Here is an 18,910-nt window from a genome sequence, read left to right on the forward strand (position 1 = left end):
TTTTAGGCTCATGTTTTTTTGCATCAAAGCAACTTACCTTCTACAACTGACACAACATAACCACCCACATAGACCTCACGAATCCCTGCAAGCATCTTCGCGCGCAGCATAATCAACGATGGTCGACGAACTTCATAACCCTGCTCTATTCTTAAGGACAAACCAGATTCAGGAAAATACTGATGCTCCAACAGATAAGCACCAAGAAATGCAGCGCCATTTCCCGTTGCTGGGTCTTCACGCACACCATGCGACTCAAAAAAGAACCTCACACAAAGATCATTCTCAGAATTATATGTTTGTTGAGTAAAAAGGTAAGTGAGCGGTGGAAATCCATTCGCTAACATTGAAGAATATTTTTCAATATTTAACATACATTTTCGAAGTGCATCTAAACTGCGGAGTGGAATTATCATGGCAGATGTTCCAGCAGAAACCACCTGAATAGGCGTTCTCATCTCAATGTCATCTGACGATATACCTAAAGCAGTGGCAACAGGCTCAACGGCTGAAATAGCACCCAGCAACATTTCTGGAGCTGAAAACCACACAATTTCTTTCCCAGCATCCGATATTTCAAATGTTACTGGTACCTGAGATTCGCTTAGGTTTAGTTTTATATGTGCACTTGATTCAGAAATAACATGATTACGAAGCACCTGAGCTGTTCCAAGAATTGGATGACCCGCAAATGCTATTTCTTTTGACGGCGTAAAGATCCGCACACGGTAGCCTCCATTCTCCTCAGGTTCTGGAGTAACAAAAGTGGTTTCAGAAAAATTCATCTCCGCCGCTATCTTTTGCATCGAATCTTCTGAAGGTAATCTCTCACCTATTACTACGGCTAGCTGATTTCCCGAGTAAGACTGTTCAGCAAACACATCAACTATGTAGAATTGATAAGACATTTACCCAGTTTTTAGTTGTTTATATAGTTTAAATACATTCTGCAAACTAATTATTTTTTATATATATGTCTGCAAACATGAAACCATACCTTTTAATTTTCCACTATCATACTGGAACCATTTGCATCGAATTACATTATACTCCCAACGCGAAACGTACCTAACATCTTCACCCAAAACGGGCGCTTTCCAGTATTCCCCCCTCATTAAAGCCAAATTTATTTTTACCTGTCCCATCCTCGTACTGGCATTGCCAATTATTTTTATCCTTAATCGAGCAGTTTTTGTATTCATCTAACAAATTTGCAACTTCACTAATTACTGTGTTTTCACCCACACGGTACGCTACTTTCATTACCGGGCGCCATTCATTAACCACACTATCTTCAACAGTAGGTTTCACTACAACATAGGAAAAAACAATTTGCTCATTGTTACAAGCAATAACACATAGTGCTGATAAGAATACTATTAGTAAATTACGCACAGATAAATTAGTATACTTTCGTTAATTCAGGATTATTAAATTAGCTAGCTTAAGGTTAAATAATACTACATTATAGTTTTCATGCCTTCTAAAAACACATCAGAATTCATTCTTTTATCTGAATTAATAAACATATTGAAAGACAAAGAATATTATCAGACATTTGCTAAAACTATAGCCATGACTAGTAATTCCAAAAATCCGATGCCATCTGATGACGAAGTTGTTGCAGAGATGTTTCGTTATTTTATTCAGACAGATCTTCTACAAATATTTCGTGAAAAAGCATTGGTGACGTTAGATTCTATTGAATCTGAAGTTGATAGGAGAATACTAAAGAATACAGAATCCGAAAATAGTGAAGATAATTTAAAGAACACTATTCACGATGACATCTGGAAAAATGAAATATATATTAATATTAAAGAATTAAAGAAATTATATGCAAACAAATGCATCGTTTTCCCTAATTCATTACTAACAGAATTATCTACTCAAGAGAATTTATAAATTAAGTTAATTGCCCACTCACCAGTAACGTAAAATCTGGTTTGTTTCCATTTACTTTAGCTTCCACAGTAGCTTCGGCAGCTCCTAACGCAAAGGAAAGTGCAGCATCTCGATCCGCAAAGGTTTTACTAATATCTAGTGTTACAGCATCTTCACCTGACTTGAATAATGTCGCAACAGGCTTGAACTCGCCAGAATCAGTTTCCTTAGTTTTGTATAAAATCGTATAGTTTTTATATTTTTTTAGATCTGCTTTCACATCACCCCCAAAATTAGATTGAATTCAGAAGCACTTTTTCAACTATTACTGCTTCAAATTGAACGGTAGAAAGCATACATTTGATCCTCTATTATTTTCACCATGACCGACGAAAAGCGAAGATATTCGGCCGAAAATACAGGATGTTGAAATTGGCGGTGGTTGGAGTCTTAAGCAAACCCTACTCTCTTATATAATGTATAAATTCCCTGATTAACATCCTATTTACAGGGAATATTTATACATTAGCGCTTGATTCATCTCCTCCTCCAGACATTCTTTCGAATTACCAAGCACTTAGATCATTTCAAATCGGAAATGTCTTTTCAATAACAGGGAAATATCAGGGAATTTAAACGTCCGCTTACGCCCATAAGCGGACATAACACCGTGGTTCAGCATCACTCATCCAAGAGCTCGTAATATGACAACGAGTTCCCAAAAGGGTCGCGAAATTCAAAATATTTTACTGCTCCAGGCACTGATTCAATTTCTGTTACCGCACTGCCAACCTTAAGAGCTAACTCATGACTCTCCTTGATGTTGTTTGATTCAAATCGCACGACTGATGGATTAGGTTCGTTGGCTTCGACTTCAAAGAGTTGCAGCCAACATGTTGGTGTAAGGCTAAATTCCCAAACATCAGGTACTGGATTAATCTCCTCTACACTTCCTAGTAGTCGGCGATACCACTTTGTCGCGCTGCCTATGTCGGCAACAGGCAACCCGATAGTGACGGTTTTAATTTCGCTCATATCTATGGGTCCTCCCAATAAATTACTTTAGATATGTCCGCTTTGCGTCGTTAGCAGACATTTTAAGCTTGTTATTTAGTGAATCCAACCAGATTCTCCCCTTAATGCTTTTATTTATGTCCGCTTTCGGCCAATAGCGGTCATCAAACAAATTAGGTGGCAGCATAGTTTAATCACTAGCTTCAAGGCGTTTTACCTCTGCGTCGATATCTTTACACGTGGCGTCGATGCTGGTGCTCATATCGCTAATAGTTTGAAAAAAGTCACTAAACAAAGTTGCCTGTTTAAAAAATCACTTCTTAACAGAAGTAATCTACTTATTTCACTTTCTTCTTCTATAGCCATTGATAAACCCAGGCTTTATGCAACTTGGACCACATCACCAACATATTAACCTCATCAAATGATTTAGTTGTCATTGAAACCAAATAACATTTAGTATTTTCATCTAGATGTATTAGTTTGTTTGGACATGGCACAACCATATCAATAAACATCATTGAATTTACAAACGGGCGAGTGACCCATTCAATTTCATGTTCACTAAAAGCGCCATAATCAGAATTGTAGTTTTTTGCGTGGGAAATCGAAAGACACGCAAATACAAGGAGAAACATAGTCCTGATCATGGCAACACCTTACTCGGTTTTATTAGACTCTAAAAGCTTAACGATACGAGCATTTAATTCATTGCTAGTATCTAGTCTCCTTTTAATACCGAATATAGCAAAAGGTAAGAACAGCCATACTAAAAACCAAACCACTAAAAGTAGAATAATTACTAGCCCTGTGCCTGGTGACATAAAATTTTCCATTTCAATTTCTCCTTAATTTAGTTAGATTTTTTTGGTGTTATTTTTGATGTAAACAAAACCAATAAGCCAAAGAAGAAAGCTAAAAGACCCCATCCAAAAACATTTCTATCTCCTTTAAAAAAGCGCAGCAACTTGGTACGTTAAACCGCGCAACACTGGGTAAACTACTTAACAATAGGCGTGTATTTACCAGCCATTACCATACATGCCGCATGTTTTTGTTGGTTAGTCATTGATCGAAGAGATCTTGTTTTTCAACCAATTGAAAGGCTGGTCGAATTAGCCCTCTTTGATGTAATTCTGATAACGCGATGCCGATTGCAACGCCTAGTATAAATTCAATCATTTCTTTGACTCCTTGACAGAGCCGACAGCCTGAACCCATGTAGCCCACTCAGCGCTGGTTAAATTCGATAGTAAACACAACTCATTCATTTCGTTTGTAGTCTCTAACTATTTATTAGATTGTTTAAATGCATTCCTAACCCGCTATTCATGTAGAAACTGTAATGTCCGCTTAGGGTCGTTAGCGGACATACATCTCTTTTTCTAAATAGCCAATCTATTCCTGATAGAATTCTGCAACTTGAAGTAATATCGCTTTTAACTCTTTAGTGGCAATTTCTGCTGCTTTAGCTTGCTTGAGATTTAGACCATTAGCTTCGGCCACGGGGTCATAAAATCCCACAACAATTCTACCTGGCGGAGATTATTCAGTGGAATCACGAAAAACTGTACATCGACATGGAATGATTAATGAAACGAAAGGGTCTTCTTCTATTACTCGTGCAAGATACTGCGTCTTGCAAACCGGTATCACTTTGTTATGCGCGTATTTGCCAAATGATTTAATGGCTGCACCAATATCATGGCGTTCTACTATTTGCCAATTTTCACCCTCTACTTCTTCTTCAAGGATATTGACTACTTCATTGAAGCCTAATTCCCCCGACAAATAAATAACATATGCATCTCCACGGCGTTCAATATCACCAGCACTGCCTGGAATGGGAAATATTAATAGTAGACATAAAACAATTGCATGTGGTAAATAAAAATTGCAGCCAGTTCCGAGTTTAAACTTTATATCATTTATATAAACCTCCTCACTAAATTTAGTATCTAAATAGCACTTAGTTTAAATGTCCGTTTTGGGTCAAAAGCGGATATTCACATTGTGTTCCGTATGGTGTTCGTTCTGTAATCAAGTATCCTTTCGGATTTTCTTTTCTGAGTTTAATTGCTCGTATCTTGGCACCCTCCGATTTAGCTTTTTTCCCAATTTTAGATAAGGCTAGTGCGTATTCATCTAACATATTTGCATATTCAATTGGTGTTTCTTTTTCTCTACTTTTTTTATCAAGCTCAAAGAATGATTTCTCCAAATATTTAGTGGCTTGCTCAAATTTATTTTGATCCAGATATAAACGAGACAATTCTGTCAAAGACAAATATAGAGGTTCACCTGTTTTCTTATCTAGTTCTAATGCTTTATTTAAAAAGAATTCTGCTACGTCAAAAATGCAAGTTACACCAAGTGATCTTCCATATTCGTAATAGAATATTGCACGAACTTTATCATCCATTTCCCCTAAATTTGCATTCACAATGGCTCTTGCCCATTCGATACGCGCAGCTTTCCAATCTCCTGATTTTTGATGAGTGTAAGCTGTTTGTGCATGTAGAATCGTATTCTTTTCGTTTACAGCAGTAGCACAAGAAAACTGCGAGACACAACCATCTGCCGTTTTACATTGGTATTTCAATGCATCATCCGATCTCCTGACAGAGACAGTCGCGGGAGCTGTCGTTGACCACACTCCTCGTTTGTTAGTCAGTACGCAATCACCACTGGATCCATCACCAAATGAGAGCGTAATGGGGGTCATTGCATCTGAAGTCAAGGTGGCACACCCGGCTATGCTCACAGTGAGCATTGCGATAAATAAATTTCTCATGATATTTCCCTTTGTGCCCCTTATAGACGTGATCGGCCAAATAGTTTGTGCTATTTAGTTGAATGGAATTGGAAACCAATTTAAATATGCTTTAAGTTTTCCTGTTCAGTGTTTAATTTAACACTATGAACTTACATATAAGGCAATAGCCTGTACGAACAAAGTTGGTCTTTGCTACGCCCTTCATTTTACCTTTCACCACGCAGTTAAAAGCACTGCTTGACTTTGATCTACAGTGCATAGTGCAAACTACGTTCATTACTAAACATTGAGAAATCATCAAATGTACTCGCTCTAGAGGGTAGCGCGAGTGCATGATGAGACTGCCAGGGTGATTCACAATCTGTATTTTTAAACCAACTTATCACCCTGGCTCTTTTCTAAGTAGGATGATCATTAGGTTGGCCGTCAATGACTACATCAAAAGCATTACTCGTTTATGGAGAATCAAAATGTCCAGATTCTATGTAAACATGCATGCTCAAAGTACTGGAGAGCACATGGTGCATAACGTAGAAGCTAATTGCTTATACTTGCTTGATTTGAGTTAATCGATTGAATTTAGGAACCTTCGTCTCGTGTCGAGAAGCTGTTAACAAAGCAAAAATACTTTATTCGAATGTTAATAGGTGCGCCGACTTGGTACCCCTGAATGTCACACTCGGTAGAAAATAGAGCCTCACAGGGATGTTTCATCTAAAGTAAGTACATCAATGGAGCGCTCTACTGCAAATAGTCTTTGCCTTACACTTAGCTGCATAGCGCATACTATAGTTGGGTGTCGGTGGGTTATCCTCAATCTCTCTCTTACTTAGAGATTCATGGGTACATTTCCAACTCCAACCCATCGGCATCCACTACCTAGTGTGGGACAACAAGTTGGTTTTTAGGGAGGACACTAGCATTGATGCGCTTAAGGTCGACACCCATATTTCGTTATTCATTTTTGCATAGGTAATGTGAAACGACTTATATATTGTTTCCGTTTCTCGTCTTTTCTTTTCGAGCCCTATATAAAATATATCGAATAAAAAGACCTTAGGAATGAATAACCTGCTGTAGATGAGCCTCCCCCTTTAAAAGGGAGGGTTTAATTATCGACCTAGCATCAAGCTGTGAATGTCCGCTTTCGGCCAATACAATAGCGGACATTGCAACTGAAATTGTTTGTTTTATTCAAAATCCCCCAGATCAATTCCTTCATCTATTTTTTTTGAATCCTCTTCATCTTTTTTAATTTTTTCTTCTTCTATTTCTTCAATTTTCCTTTTTTCCTCTCCCACCAAAGTTGAAGTATCATTGACCCAGTCTTTTTTTAACTTTATAGATTTAACAGCAAAATCATGAAATAAAATACTTTTTGAAACCGAGTCCCATTCATTATCTAGATAATTTTTTAAATAGGTTGTTTCTATTACAAGTTCACTATTAAAAAATAACCTAAAATCACCGTGGTATCCCGTATCACCGTATGTGTGGAAAGAATGACCATTTACATAAAATAATTCATAATTGTTGTTCTTATACGTGAACCTCTTGACTATCTGACAATTCTCATAATCTTCTTTTGTCTTTGAGCTATCCATCTCAATTCCATCAGAAATTCCAATTCTGTTATCCATCAACCATTCTAATGATTTTGGTATGTTGTTCTCATTTAGAATATCAATTGCTTTTTGCAGCTTAGCTTTTGATTCATCGATTCCCATAAATGCTCCCTATTTTAACAAACAATATTCTAGCCAATGTCCGCATTGGGTCGTTAGCAGACATTTTAAGACTGTATTTTAGAGTTTCCAACCTTGCTTCCCCTTGTTTCAATTTAATTATGTCCGCTTTCGGCCAATAGCGGACATTAGTTTTTCTTAATACGGAAGCTATCGGCAAGAAAAATTAATGCAATAGCTAGAACTACTACCAAACTAATTACAAAAAATAAATGATATGTGCTCATTATTCTCATTTAATCTTTTGTTATCTTTGCTGTAATAATCGCTTAGCTAACATGCATGCTACTTCACGAGGCTGATCAGCATAAGTCAGCACAAACGTTTTAGCACCTAAGCGTTCGTGTTTTACTAAGATCTTTCTCGTACCTTCAGGACCGACTGAGGTTACCTTGAATTCATAACCATCTACGATGACGATGGTGTTTAGTTGTGGTAATTTATATTGATCATTCATTTATGACTCCAATATTTGGCGCACCCCAGCCATATTTATATAAGCTTGAATACAACGTACGTGGGTTTATTCCGTGTTCTTGCGCATGTTCTTTATAGTGTTTTCTGACCCGGTTATAAGTGTGAAACATTTTTTGTAATCGAGCGTTAAGTCCCCTCCGTGCATTGCTTGCTTGAACTGCTTAGGTGTGGAAAAAGCTTTGGTAATTTCACGTACCTGCATAGCCGACTCGTGCTCTTGCGCGCTTACGCTCGCTCTGTGCTGCTCGGCTGGCATCGTGATTATTTTTTCCAGCAAGCACTCTTTCTTTTTTTCCATCATCGCTATCCAGCCTTTACTCAGTGACAAATAAAATACATACTTGCATTCATATGCATTAATTTCGTGAGCCACAGTGCAATACACAGTAAAGTTAATGCTTTCGTATTCGCGCACCTACTCCATAAGCTCTATATAACCGATGTCACGTTACGATCACACCGTGGTGTTTTACATATCATTGAATACGCCATCGTTAATAAACTCTTTTCATAGTTATTACGGGTGACCCAAGATAATTAACAACTCGTTTGTTCGCTCTTGTTCACTTAAAATGTCTTGCAGCAAAAAGCGATGTAAAACTGTATTTTTAAGTTCGCTACACACGCATCCTGCGCAGGATGATCTTTACAGTCGTTATGAAACTGAGCGTGAGATTCTTCCAGTTCCACTTGATACGAATCCTCCTCAGCAAGTACGTGAGCTGAGGAAGACCCAAGAACCACGCTTATTACAACGCTCTTAAGTACAAGGTGAACACTCATAAATATTCCCTTATGTTGTTGAGTAATTCTGCAATCGAGATAGAATCTTTTTGCCCTAGCTTAAGCTTCTCAGCTACATTGCTGGCATAAAACTCTTCATCTGCATTAAACCAATAGAAATTGTGATGCAAGACACCGACTAACATCTTGTTGTTAGAATCCCCACCAATAGGCAAGCGTCCTATTTGTATGTGTGTGCAACTAATCATTAGCACAAACTCGCTCTGTTCGTCATGTGCATAACCGAATGTCACGGGAGTTTCATCACTTAACATTGCAGCGATTAACTGTGCATCATTCTTGTTCATTATGCGTGATGAATGTAATACTGTTTCTTCTAACATCATTTGATCATCATAATAGTGAATGCAATGATGGTGATGATAATGAACCAATTCATTGTGCTCGTTGTTTTCTTAAATCGCTCTTCAAACTTGTTAAGGCGATTCTGATTTAGCTGCTCTCTAGATTGTTCACTCATGGCTATCTTCCCTTGCTTTACAATTCCTATGGTTGTGCGGGTAATACGCACCGTTAAACAAATACTGTTTGCCTTGTTTCTCTAAAATTAATTTACGGTTACAAAGTTACCGCTACGGCTGCGATTATTATTTTCATATCAACTCCTATTCCTATTTAAAAAAACCGTGCAAGGGTACTAAGTCATCCTTGTCTTGCACGGCGTAGTTTTCGCCATGGGGAATGACGAATTCTTATCTCAGTTCGATCTCCTTAAAGGTTCCTAGTCTTGGGACCTCAACGACCGTGCCGCCGTAACGAATTCGAGGCGCAACACCGCTTGGACATCCAAAGGCACTGCGACAGAAACAGCCACGGGTATTAGTACTAAACAGATACTTGCCATTGCGGATCTTCTGGCCGACATTGGTAATGATGTTATTGAGTGCAACGTCTACGTTGCGAATATCAGGACACTCCCAATTTCCAACGCTGCCATTGAGCCACCATTGCTTGCTACGATTCTTGCCTTCAAAGGTGGAACAGGTTCCACTTCCGCATGAAATACAAAAAGAAGCGGGTCGGGCTGAGATCGCTACCCAGCCATTAGGGCGCACGGTGCCACTGGTAACCATGTTAATTAGATCCGGTTGTCCAGCACGGAAGTTATAGGTAAAGGTACCCGTCTCCTCTTGCATGACATTGCTACGATTGATTCGTACCTGCCCGCCTAACGTTGCCACATGATCCGCATGCCATGCCGAGGGTCCGACAAAGCCTGGATTGTTAGGACGGATGCGATAGCTCATCGTGACCGGTCCATTCAATCGTGAATGATTCTCTCGGTCATCCATATTGGATGAACCATTCCCCCACGTACCGTTACAGGTCGGGGCAATACATTCACGCACAAGATCCGTACCTGCCACAGCCATGTCACTCTTAACCTTGGCCACGATATTGGGCTCAAACAAATACACTTCGTTGATCCCGTGGCGAAGCCACCCATCTTTTGTATCCGTGGATAGCGAGAAGATGTTGGCAGGCAAGATGTTGTTAAGCACTGCGCGAACCAGTTGGATAGCGCGGTCATTCGTACCCGTCACATAGCGACCACCATTGGCCACCGTGGGGGTGATGCTCGCCATCTGAAACACTTGCGTGCAGTTATTGGTTTCCGTATTGCTCGTAACTTCAGTTTGAGCCATGCGGTTATACACAAGGTTCACATAAGCCGTACCTTCTGAGTGACCCACTAGCAGGATCTTCTGGTAGGGGTTTGCAGTACGACCAGCATTAATGATGCCCATCCAACGCTCCACATCGATGGTGGCACTAGAGGGCAGTGAGGCAATTTGGCCTTGTAATGCTTGGAACAGCGTTTGGATCGCAGTGGGGACTACTTTAATCGTGCCGTAAAACACACCCCAGAAATAGGTAGTGGGTTTCATGCCGACACGGGTAGCCTCGGTGACTACTGCATCCGACTCCCATAGATCGCTTAGTAATCCAAGCGGTACGCCAGCCGTAGCATTGTGGAGCAAGCGAGTGCTGCCTGCCGGCCTGCCATGCATGACATCTAGCTTGCCTGGGACTCTATCTGCTTTAGCCTTTTTAGTTTGAATCCCATTGATATAATAGATTTGAACGTCACTAAGATTTGCTATGCAGATCGACGGTGATAGCAGTGCTGCTAGTACCAGTAGCAGCGCTGCACCTTTTATCTGTTTCATAATAATAGCCTCCTGATGCGAGATACTTCTCGCCATCTTTAAGGTAAATGGTAAAGCGTGAGTCACCACCGAAAGACTCTGCGAGTCCTTTAGCTGTGATGTCTACCACGCCAATAATTTTGAATACGTCTTTACGTGTCACGACGAAGTCGTGATCCTCAATGTGATACTGATAACCAGGAATATATTTGTAGTCCTTCAAGCGATCGTCTTGGCCACCTAGGATCTGTCTGCTTCCTTGGTTGTAGCCTTTGACCTCTTTAACAAAACAAATCTTTTTGCCAAGGTCTGCATGGTCCTCGTGTATGTCGATGACATAACGATTAGTAATGACATCCATTGCAAGACGAGGCGCACAAGCTGTGAGCAAGCTTGTTATCAACATCAATAGGATCACTCTTACTGACACGGTGGCGGTACCTCCGCGAGTGTTGCATGTTGTGATTGAAGATGACTCCAATACGCACGACTTCTAACGGGGTTGTTCAATACTTGAGGCAACAAGAAGTCAGAACCACGTACATCACCAAGCTCCGTCATGCCTTCAAGACATGCCTCTTTGCTTGAGATGATCCGTTCAGCCGCTTGTGTTACCACCGGTACACCGGGAGAGGAAAGCAATGCTTGGTAACCTTTGGCCATCTCTGCATAGTGAATCCGTGCCGGTAAACTTTGGGTGTGTCCAATGATGGAGAACTCTGCATCATCACGAATACCGTCGGCATCCATGTCTTTACCTGCGAGATCGTTATCATCCGTTGGGAACGGTGGCAGCATGCAGGTACGTCTGGATTTTAAGAAAAAGGCAGGAAACTCACAGGCAAGTGTAGGTGCATCAATAGGATGCTCTTGCACATAGTTCTCACAGATCGTTGCACAGTCTGGTAAGCATTCGCGTCTGATGACGACTCCTACATTATTACTGCATACCTCAGACTCACCCTCACAGGTGTTTGCCTGACACACCTTGGTGATGTCGGTGTAGGGTGAACCCGAACAACCCGTCGGGGGTTTCCAGGCAGTACAAAAAAAAGCTGGATACTGACATGCACATCGATTGTTAGGGTTATACACCGTGGTCCCTGGGTTTCGATTCAATACCGTAGCGTATTGTGCCACCGGGGTGAACGCGCCTTCATGCCCGCTATCTGGATTCAGTTGCATGATGAAGTGCTGACCATAGACAGGACTGGCAAAGGGTCCAAGATCAGCAAGGCGAATCACAAACGTGGTAGCCGAGGTGTTTCCCGGTGGTGTATTAAAATTAAAGTATTTACGTGAAGTATCAATATGATCCAGCACGCCTTCATCGGTGCTGAAGGTGCCAGGACGGAACCACATAAAGGCTCTGAATTGTCCCGAGGTGACAGGATCACCGGCCGGTACACTCACGCGTATGGTGACATTCATCGCATTACCTTGCTGCTCGAAGGCGCGATCAATGGTGACAGTTGGTATAGCATGTCCTTGTGATACTCCTAATATCCATATCATTAACAACCAACCTATCATCGATAGGTTTTTTACTTTCATAGTCTCTCCTCCCCAATTGAGGGTAATTACAACCTAGATCACCTGTATGCCATCTATGAGCAACTTGGTGATGTCCCCTTTCTCTTTACCCACATAACAATGTGCACTGATTTTGGTAGCGTCTTGTTCATCGTTACTGGTTTTAATAGTGCGATCCCACATAAATATAAAATGATCGACGTCTTGCAGGATGCCAGTGTCTGGGATCTCGATGCCGTTAAGCATCATGGAGACGATCTGATCTTTGCAGACCTCCATCATCATCTTCATATGATTGTTATCAGGCTTATTCGCGGGCAACACTTCATCTGGCATGATCGGTGTGAGCTGTTCTGGATCAATCTCATCTTGTGCATCCTCGCCATGGAGGGTTGTTGCACACAAGAGAAGTAATAAGATGAGCCTGCTCAGGGTTGGGGCTAGACAGGCTCGGACCACGGTAATTTCTTGTGGGTCATACCATGGCTGGGGACGCGGTTTAAACACAGTCTTGTACAATTTCATCATATAAACTCTTTGTAATTATGTAGAGCACGTTCTCCACATCAGTTAGATGCAGTTCCACGTATTCATTGTTGGCGTCGTTGTTTAGTTTCTCGGTGTTAGCCGGGGGATCGGGGGCTAAGAACGCACTCACCACATCAAAGGATGTATTGATGGGAAAGCTCACCCCAAACATCACCCCCACCGGTAATGTTTTATCTACATCGTTATTCACATCATTAATGAATGCTTGGTTCACAATGGAGCGATGCACGCTATAACTTGTAGGGATGTCGCTCAATCTGAGCGCATCTCCATTCACAATGGAGACGAGCACCACTTGCGAAAAACAGCGGGCTTCGCCCGTGTCAGCAAAGTCGGTGATCACTCCCGGTTCATCTGGACTGGCTACCTGCCAGCATGCTTGAAGCATGAGCACTAGCACTACAATACTGAGTGGTTTCAGATTGCTTTTTGCGAAAGCGAATAATCGCGTCCACACATTTTTTATGCATTCCATTACCGCCCCCTTGTTTGTGTAGGTAGATCTCCAAGATCTCTAGCTCGCGTCCATGTATAGGTCGCTGCTTGTTGGCTTCTAAATGCAGGTCCACTAATCCTCGAAAACCAACCGGGTTATAGATTCGATGTTTTAATGTAGCTGCCTCCATATATATTCCTTCATGTGTTTGATTATTTTTTTATCGTTTACCGCCTTGTACAATATTCAAATGCGCTTCATGCTTGATATGTGAGAATAGGTAATTCATAAACTCACACTCACAAGTTGGATCCCCATCACAAATCTTGATGATCTCCAACAACACTGCACGACTTTCCTTCATCTGATCTATCTCTACACTGATCTCTTCTAGTCGTGTCAGTGCTTCCAACCTCACAAACTCCTTTGCGTGTGTAGTCTCAGAGTATTCCAATACACGTTTGATTTTCTCTAAGGTGAACCCTAATGCTTGTGAAGCTTGTATAAATCGACATCGGGCAAAACACAGATCCCCATACATCCGATGTCCAGCATCGTTGCGTCCAGGAGAAAGTAATCCAGCTTGCTCCCACACGAGCAATGTATCTCGGCCAATACCAAGCTCTACGGCAATCTGGCCACGCTTCATCAATTTCATAAATGCCACCTTTCAACATAACCATTTCTCTTGGAAACAATTGAAGTTGTTAATTAAAGCGTTAGACGCAGGTACAACCGCAAGTACTTTGTGGCTATAGACCTAGGTCCAACATCCATGTTTTTTGTGAACTTGGTCACACTTTGTTCAAAATGTGACCAAATTGTCATTAAATTTAGAATAAGTCTAAATTCCTAAAAATCTAGACCCAAACCTTTATCCACTCATTACACCCATAAGGGAATATCTGCGATAAATGAAATTTAAATATTTACAGCGAACTTAAGGACAATGATGATGATCAAAGATAAAGCCCGCCCCATAGCCGATCAAAAACACCACCCACAAAAACGAAAACATCACGCTGCCTACTGCATCAAAGAATTTCATCATGAGTAAACTCCTTTGACCTGCTTGCCAGTAATTTGCATAGCAAATAGACAAACATCTTTGATCTCATCACACAGTAAAGAATCTTTAAGGAGATTGGATATCGTGCCTAAGAATTGATTAACACGAATAGTTTCTATATCAGGATCCCAACAATCCCCGTGCTGTACCTCTTGAAGTCTTCGGGCCTCTTGTAAACAATCTCGACAATCTGGCGGCTGTCTTTACCTGATAATTCTATAATTCAGGAGTGAACCTAACCCCATTCCTAATCCCAGGGAGAATCCAGGTGTTAGCAAGGAGAGAATAAATGCTTGATTTAAGGATAGCTTTTTGGAGCGGGAAACGAGATTCGAACTCGCGACCCCAACCGATTAGCAAGCGTCACGAGTTAAGATTACGAATACTTAAAAGCACGCCTTAATCACTGTGATGATAGTTGGCTAATATCTTTTTGTCTTTTCACAACGCTTTTGCAGAAATGTAGAGCAGTGTCGAGTAATACAAGATCAGCGAGCTCATAGATATGTCGTCTGCGTTGGTCATCCATTTTGGCTTGTAGAATTCCAGCTCCCATCAATATTTTGATGTTTCCGGGCGTCTCACAATCAAAAGCAACGGTTTCTCTTAATCTTAATTGATCTTCGGCTGGCTTACTCAGATGAGCACCGCCCAGATAGTTTACATGAAACTTAATAAAGTCATACCTAGAAAACTGCGAGCCTTGATGTACGCACATGCATTGATCGATAAATTTTTTCGGCTTAGCGTTAGTTTCTTTAACTTTAATTTTGCGAGGTGCTCTATTCTTTTTCTTGGTGGGTGTTGTGGTGTTCGGTGGCATGCCAAATTCAATGCCATTAAATATAATACGTTCTAACCAAAATAGATTTACATTTAACGCTAGAGCTTGTGTATTTACTTCTGAATGGGAGTAACGAAACAGAATAGGTTTGAACTTCTGCAGAATTAAATGGTTTTGGATGATATCAATATCGCCATGTACCAAATGTCTGCGCAGGATCGGGCCGTACTTGGTGCGAATGTTTTGCGGTGAGTGTTTTTGCAGCAGAATGTCGAGACACATTCCTTCACTCTCTTCTAGCAAAATAGCCGCAACTTCTTTTATATCTACTGAGCCTGCCATTAGCGAAGGCAGCTAAACTTGTTTGCACCCAGACCAACGAGTGTACCGCACCGACCCATAATGTAGTGCTAACATTTTCAGGATTAAGCAAGGGCTCTGCAATCAAGCCTGGGTAGATAAGCCAATGTATGATGCATAGCTTCAGCTATAACAAATAAACTGATGACTACTGTAATAAGTGTTTTCATGTAAGAACTCCTAAGCCTTTTCAGCCCACTCCAAAATCTCTTCCTTATTCAAACGACCGTCTTTGTTGAGGTCCATATCTTGAAAGATTGCCTCGTGTTCTTCACGAGTTAGTTCAGGCTTACTCTTTTTGCGGTAATCAAAGTCAGCATCCCATTCAGCCTTATCTACATATTTATCTCCATTAGTATCCGCATCCATAATGAAGCTCGAAACAATCATGCTCACGCAACCTGTAAGCGTGATCGTTAATATTAGTGAGAAAAGTGTTTTCGTATTGATACTCCTTCGTTAACAGTGTTCATCGCACGGGCTTGATACCATGGTCCTAGGTCCATTATACAAAGAACTTCTGAGGTATCTTCCCAAATTACGTAATTTGTATTACTCATTCACTTCTACCTCTCGCATTGCAAATGCACTAGCCATCAAGCCATCATTAGTTTCAACAGCAGCAATAAAATAAAGCCAACCATTATTGCGGCCAAAGTTAGCCAAGCCATTAAAGTTACTATCCAAATCACCACAACCAAGAAAGAGGCCGCCAATATTATAAATACTGGTATCCACCCGATCAGTAAACGTATTTCTAAATGTGCAGCCATTAAGTGGTGCATTATAAACTAATTGAGTATTTACACTTCTGACCAGAGGTGCAGTAAACGATACATTAGCAAATACCGCATTAAACAAAGGCGCGGGTATTAGATCGGTTGAGATATCAATATCATCTGGATTAATCGTTTCCTGCGGTAACTTTAAAAGCGTTAGGAATTCACCGATTTCATTAATCACATCGACATTTATTGCGTCGGCATTAAATACAAAACTACCTTGATCTGTGAGAACTAAAGGTTCATTAGTTCTAAGTTCCAAATCTCTTAAAAGAACCCCGTTGTCGTTCACATCAGTGTAAGGACGCATCGATACAGCCCAAAGCACAAGATCATCCACTAATTGTAATGTGAATTCGCCAAAGTTTAATCGGTATGCAAAAAGTTCTTCTTGGTTTTCATTAACCATGGTTATAAATTTACAATCTTCAGTAACTAATAGCTGACCATCCACAACAAGATCATCATTAACAAATGGATTAAAGGTTATTTCATACAGACCTTGCAAAACCAAGTCATCGTTAGGATCACATAAATTCGTTACAGTCGGACCGCCTTCGTCGCTGCCGCCATTGCTACCAAACAAAAAAAATAGAACGGTCAAGATTAGCATTATCAATTTATTCACTTTGCTTTCCTCACTTTTCGTAAACAATTTAAACAAACCAGCATCAGGTCGCCATCAATCTCTAATGCTTTACTTCTGCCAAAACTTAGATATGAGGACCTAGCGGGGCTACTCTGGGGCTTGGGCCGCTGGCGCGCTAAGCTCATACATTTCTTCACTTGCCTGTGGCTCATAAGATCGTTCTAAAAAGCCCGACGATAACCATTTACTGATATAGCTTTGTGCAGTTTGGGGTAAATATTCTCCATAGGCTCTCAATTGCTTCAGCTCACGATTGATGCGCTCATGTAAAATAGAACTAGGTAGACGACGTTCTTTTTCCAGTAAAGTAAGTTGTAAGCAGCGCTAATGTAGCGGGAGCATTGTCTGTCGCCAACAGTTTCCAAGCAGGTTCACTTCGAAGACGTTTATAGCTGACAATCTGTTTATATGTTTTCATCCAATAGTCCGCATTTAGTTGCGGACTCCCCCTACAGCTGCCTCATAAGTATCCTCGAAAGTTTGTTTACTTTAGTGAGATTGGTGTATCAAAAATTCGACTTGAGTTTGACAAAGATGATAATTGATTTGCGAAGTAAGATTAGAAAACCGACGCCGAAATCTCCATATAAACTTTAGAAGGTACAGTGGCTAAGAACTTTCTTCCATCCTTAAACTTACATACAAAGGTAATTTGTTTCTTCTTACCTCCAGCAAGCAATCCTGCTAAAAGACCCGCCGGACCAAGAAAAACTCCAACAGATCTTGATGAGATTAAAAAGATATAAGCTATATCCTTGTCCATGGAATACGTAAATAAAAAAGTACCGTGGTGTTGTATATGCCACGCAATTATAGGCACATCGTCAATTGAAGTAATATTGTATTCATCCATATTCTCGTTACAAATAATTTACCAACAAGATAATTACACCGACAAAAACTAAGGCGCTAGAAATGATAGCTTGAATTACTTGTCTTCTACTTATTATTCCAAATACCTCATTTACAAATCCTAAAGTGTGTTTTTGTGTATTTCTTGTTTCATAGACAATTTTTTTCAATTCAACAACTTCAGCTACTAAACAATTATATGTATTAGTTGTTTGTCTATTAAATTTACGAAAACTATCTTCATCAACATTTATTTCTGAATCTTGCAAGTTTTGTTTCATGCTTTTGTATTCCTTAAACTCTATACCTTATTGTCAAATGTACGAAAAAATAGCAAATATAGAACACAGTTACAATCCAATTAAAACAACAAAACTGTGTACTAAAGAGTGAGAATCTCACTCATGGTTTGTTTTTTTACCTGTTTCACTACTTTCCACCACAATTCCCATATGCAATTAAAAAACAGCACACCATCATAGTTTCTGTATTCGAAGATAAATATAAAAGCCTAAGCAACTCACGATATAAAGCAAATACACAGACGAAAAAAGATTTCTCTCAGACAACATATACAACAGGCTCACTAAACATAAGCTAGCGATGCATATCGACAAGCTGAATATTGTTTGCATTGGATTTTTATCTTTCATAATTTTTTGATTGATCTCTAATTTAATTACACTTAATCACAAGATGCATTATTCAGGTTACACCATACATAAGGGTCAAGTACCGACTTCACAAAATAAAAAAATAGTTTGCATTGAGGTATACATTTACAATGTCGTCTGCGTGTGACGTGACATTAATCAGTATGCTAATAACGGATATAGCACTGCTCATTAGTTCTTCTTAAGCGGAGATACTTTGTTATAAATACAATAGTTAGATTCGTTTCTGCCTTCCGGCATAAGTAACTTTTTCTTTCGTAAAAGCGAAGCGTGGCTACGGTTACGCCCGCTTTATCTGCTATCTGCTGAATAGTCAGTTCCACCAGTTTATCCCTCTAGCAAGATTGTTATAATTAAGTTGTATTTTAAAAC

At 40.2% G+C, this 18,910-nt stretch carries 30 protein-coding genes; 2 read left to right on the plus strand and 28 right to left on the minus strand.

Translation table 11 applies throughout. The annotated features are described in order from the left end of the window. Nucleotides 1–23: 23 nt before the first annotated feature. Nucleotides 24–908: a PhzF family phenazine biosynthesis isomerase gene (locus GKR92_05260; GenBank protein ID QMU61138.1), complete on the minus strand. Its 885-nt coding sequence runs from the start codon at nt 906–908 to the stop codon at nt 24–26. Nucleotides 909–1,077: 169 nt separating this feature from the next. After that, a complete protein-coding gene (locus tag GKR92_05265) occupies nt 1,078–1,395 on the minus strand; it encodes a hypothetical protein (GenBank protein QMU61139.1) in 318 nt (105 codons plus the stop codon). A gap of 81 nt (nt 1,396–1,476) precedes the next feature. Here GKR92_05265 and GKR92_05270 point away from each other — a divergent pair, with 81 nt between their 5' ends. Beyond that, nucleotides 1,477–1,905 (plus strand): hypothetical protein, encoded by a 429-nt coding sequence (locus GKR92_05270; protein QMU61140.1) that lies wholly within the window; start codon nt 1,477–1,479, stop codon nt 1,903–1,905. A 1-nt stretch (nt 1,906) separates the two neighbouring features. Here the strand turns inward: GKR92_05270 and GKR92_05275 are convergent, their stop codons facing one another. The 9 genes from GKR92_05275 to GKR92_05315 all read right to left on the minus strand — a co-directional run bounded on the left by GKR92_05275 (nt 1,907) and on the right by GKR92_05315 (nt 8,269). Then, complete coding sequence (locus GKR92_05275; protein QMU61141.1) at nt 1,907–2,164, minus strand: hypothetical protein; 258 nt, start codon at nt 2,162–2,164, stop codon at nt 1,907–1,909. Between the two features lie 401 nt (nt 2,165–2,565). Beyond that, the gene (locus GKR92_05280; protein QMU61142.1) at nt 2,566–2,919 is read right to left on the minus strand and encodes a VOC family protein; all 354 of its coding nucleotides are present in this window, start codon (nt 2,917–2,919) and stop codon (nt 2,566–2,568) included. Between the two features lie 335 nt (nt 2,920–3,254). After that, the gene (locus tag GKR92_05285) at nt 3,255–3,548 is read right to left on the minus strand and encodes a hypothetical protein (GenBank protein QMU61143.1); all 294 of its coding nucleotides are present in this window, start codon (nt 3,546–3,548) and stop codon (nt 3,255–3,257) included. A gap of 9 nt (nt 3,549–3,557) precedes the next feature. Next, nucleotides 3,558–3,734, minus strand: a complete 177-nt coding sequence (locus GKR92_05290) for a hypothetical protein (GenBank protein QMU61144.1) — start codon at nt 3,732–3,734, stop codon at nt 3,558–3,560. 709 nt (nt 3,735–4,443) lie between these two features. Beyond that, nucleotides 4,444–4,830 (minus strand): DUF302 domain-containing protein, encoded by a 387-nt coding sequence (locus GKR92_05295; GenBank protein ID QMU61145.1) that lies wholly within the window; start codon nt 4,828–4,830, stop codon nt 4,444–4,446. Between the two features lie 37 nt (nt 4,831–4,867). Beyond that, nucleotides 4,868–5,692: a hypothetical protein gene (locus tag GKR92_05300; protein QMU61146.1), complete on the minus strand. Its 825-nt coding sequence runs from the start codon at nt 5,690–5,692 to the stop codon at nt 4,868–4,870. Nucleotides 5,693–6,864: 1,172 nt separating this feature from the next. Beyond that, entirely contained in the window at nt 6,865–7,401 is a 537-nt protein-coding gene (locus GKR92_05305) for a hypothetical protein (protein ID QMU61147.1), read from the minus strand. Nucleotides 7,402–7,666: 265 nt separating this feature from the next. Next, a complete protein-coding gene (locus GKR92_05310; GenBank protein QMU61148.1) occupies nt 7,667–7,876 on the minus strand; it encodes a hypothetical protein in 210 nt (69 codons plus the stop codon). Nucleotides 7,877–7,942: 66 nt separating this feature from the next. Then, on the minus strand, nt 7,943–8,269 hold the full coding sequence (locus tag GKR92_05315; GenBank protein ID QMU61149.1) for a hypothetical protein: 327 nt from the start codon (nt 8,267–8,269) through the stop codon (nt 7,943–7,945). Between the two features lie 199 nt (nt 8,270–8,468). Between GKR92_05315 and GKR92_05320 the strand changes: the two genes are divergently transcribed. Further along, complete coding sequence (locus tag GKR92_05320) at nt 8,469–8,660, plus strand: hypothetical protein (GenBank protein ID QMU61150.1); 192 nt, start codon at nt 8,469–8,471, stop codon at nt 8,658–8,660. 15 nt (nt 8,661–8,675) lie between these two features. Here GKR92_05320 and GKR92_05325 read toward each other — a convergent pair whose 3' ends face one another. The 17 genes from GKR92_05325 to GKR92_05405 all read right to left on the minus strand — a co-directional run bounded on the left by GKR92_05325 (nt 8,676) and on the right by GKR92_05405 (nt 18,864). Beyond that, nucleotides 8,676–8,987 (minus strand): hypothetical protein, encoded by a 312-nt coding sequence (locus tag GKR92_05325; GenBank protein ID QMU61151.1) that lies wholly within the window; start codon nt 8,985–8,987, stop codon nt 8,676–8,678. A 35-nt stretch (nt 8,988–9,022) separates the two neighbouring features. Next, complete coding sequence (locus tag GKR92_05330; protein QMU61152.1) at nt 9,023–9,160, minus strand: hypothetical protein; 138 nt, start codon at nt 9,158–9,160, stop codon at nt 9,023–9,025. A 232-nt stretch (nt 9,161–9,392) separates the two neighbouring features. Then, nucleotides 9,393–10,871, minus strand: coding sequence for a hypothetical protein (locus GKR92_05335; GenBank protein QMU61153.1), 1,479 nt, complete (start codon nt 10,869–10,871; stop codon nt 9,393–9,395). Beyond that, nucleotides 10,792–11,256 (minus strand): hypothetical protein, encoded by a 465-nt coding sequence (locus GKR92_05340; protein ID QMU61154.1) that lies wholly within the window; start codon nt 11,254–11,256, stop codon nt 10,792–10,794. Before GKR92_05340 ends, GKR92_05335 begins: the two co-directional genes overlap by 80 nt. A gap of 14 nt (nt 11,257–11,270) precedes the next feature. Next, complete coding sequence (locus GKR92_05345) at nt 11,271–12,404, minus strand: hypothetical protein (GenBank protein QMU61155.1); 1,134 nt, start codon at nt 12,402–12,404, stop codon at nt 11,271–11,273. Between the two features lie 33 nt (nt 12,405–12,437). Further along, nucleotides 12,438–12,788 carry a hypothetical protein gene (locus tag GKR92_05350; GenBank protein ID QMU61156.1) on the minus strand — a complete coding sequence of 117 codons (351 nt, stop codon included), beginning with the start codon at nt 12,786–12,788 and terminating at the stop codon, nt 12,438–12,440. A gap of 94 nt (nt 12,789–12,882) precedes the next feature. Continuing rightward, entirely contained in the window at nt 12,883–13,275 is a 393-nt protein-coding gene (locus GKR92_05355) for a hypothetical protein (protein ID QMU61157.1), read from the minus strand. Nucleotides 13,276–13,282: 7 nt separating this feature from the next. After that, nucleotides 13,283–13,558: a hypothetical protein gene (locus GKR92_05360; protein QMU61158.1), complete on the minus strand. Its 276-nt coding sequence runs from the start codon at nt 13,556–13,558 to the stop codon at nt 13,283–13,285. A gap of 30 nt (nt 13,559–13,588) precedes the next feature. Continuing rightward, nucleotides 13,589–14,026, minus strand: a complete 438-nt coding sequence (locus tag GKR92_05365) for a MerR family transcriptional regulator (GenBank protein QMU61159.1) — start codon at nt 14,024–14,026, stop codon at nt 13,589–13,591. A gap of 814 nt (nt 14,027–14,840) precedes the next feature. Continuing rightward, the gene (locus GKR92_05370; GenBank protein QMU61160.1) at nt 14,841–15,563 is read right to left on the minus strand and encodes a hypothetical protein; all 723 of its coding nucleotides are present in this window, start codon (nt 15,561–15,563) and stop codon (nt 14,841–14,843) included. Between the two features lie 198 nt (nt 15,564–15,761). Beyond that, a complete protein-coding gene (locus tag GKR92_05375) occupies nt 15,762–15,971 on the minus strand; it encodes a hypothetical protein (protein QMU61161.1) in 210 nt (69 codons plus the stop codon). Between the two features lie 162 nt (nt 15,972–16,133). Beyond that, nucleotides 16,134–16,991, minus strand: coding sequence for a hypothetical protein (locus GKR92_05380; GenBank protein ID QMU61162.1), 858 nt, complete (start codon nt 16,989–16,991; stop codon nt 16,134–16,136). A 108-nt stretch (nt 16,992–17,099) separates the two neighbouring features. Next, the gene (locus GKR92_05385) at nt 17,100–17,315 is read right to left on the minus strand and encodes a DUF3375 family protein (protein ID QMU62718.1); all 216 of its coding nucleotides are present in this window, start codon (nt 17,313–17,315) and stop codon (nt 17,100–17,102) included. Further along, nucleotides 17,290–17,430 carry a hypothetical protein gene (locus GKR92_05390; protein QMU61163.1) on the minus strand — a complete coding sequence of 47 codons (141 nt, stop codon included), beginning with the start codon at nt 17,428–17,430 and terminating at the stop codon, nt 17,290–17,292. Before GKR92_05390 ends, GKR92_05385 begins: the two co-directional genes overlap by 26 nt. Before the next feature lie 141 nt (nt 17,431–17,571). Beyond that, nucleotides 17,572–17,865, minus strand: coding sequence for a hypothetical protein (locus GKR92_05395; protein QMU61164.1), 294 nt, complete (start codon nt 17,863–17,865; stop codon nt 17,572–17,574). Between the two features lie 7 nt (nt 17,866–17,872). Next, nucleotides 17,873–18,145 (minus strand): hypothetical protein, encoded by a 273-nt coding sequence (locus GKR92_05400; GenBank protein QMU61165.1) that lies wholly within the window; start codon nt 18,143–18,145, stop codon nt 17,873–17,875. A gap of 539 nt (nt 18,146–18,684) precedes the next feature. After that, nucleotides 18,685–18,864, minus strand: a complete 180-nt coding sequence (locus GKR92_05405; GenBank protein QMU62719.1) for a MerR family DNA-binding transcriptional regulator — start codon at nt 18,862–18,864, stop codon at nt 18,685–18,687. Nucleotides 18,865–18,910 lie beyond the last annotated feature (46 nt).

Source organism: Gammaproteobacteria bacterium (assembly GCA_014075255.1).
Lineage (GTDB): Bacteria > Pseudomonadota > Gammaproteobacteria > UBA4575 > UBA4575 > JABDMD01.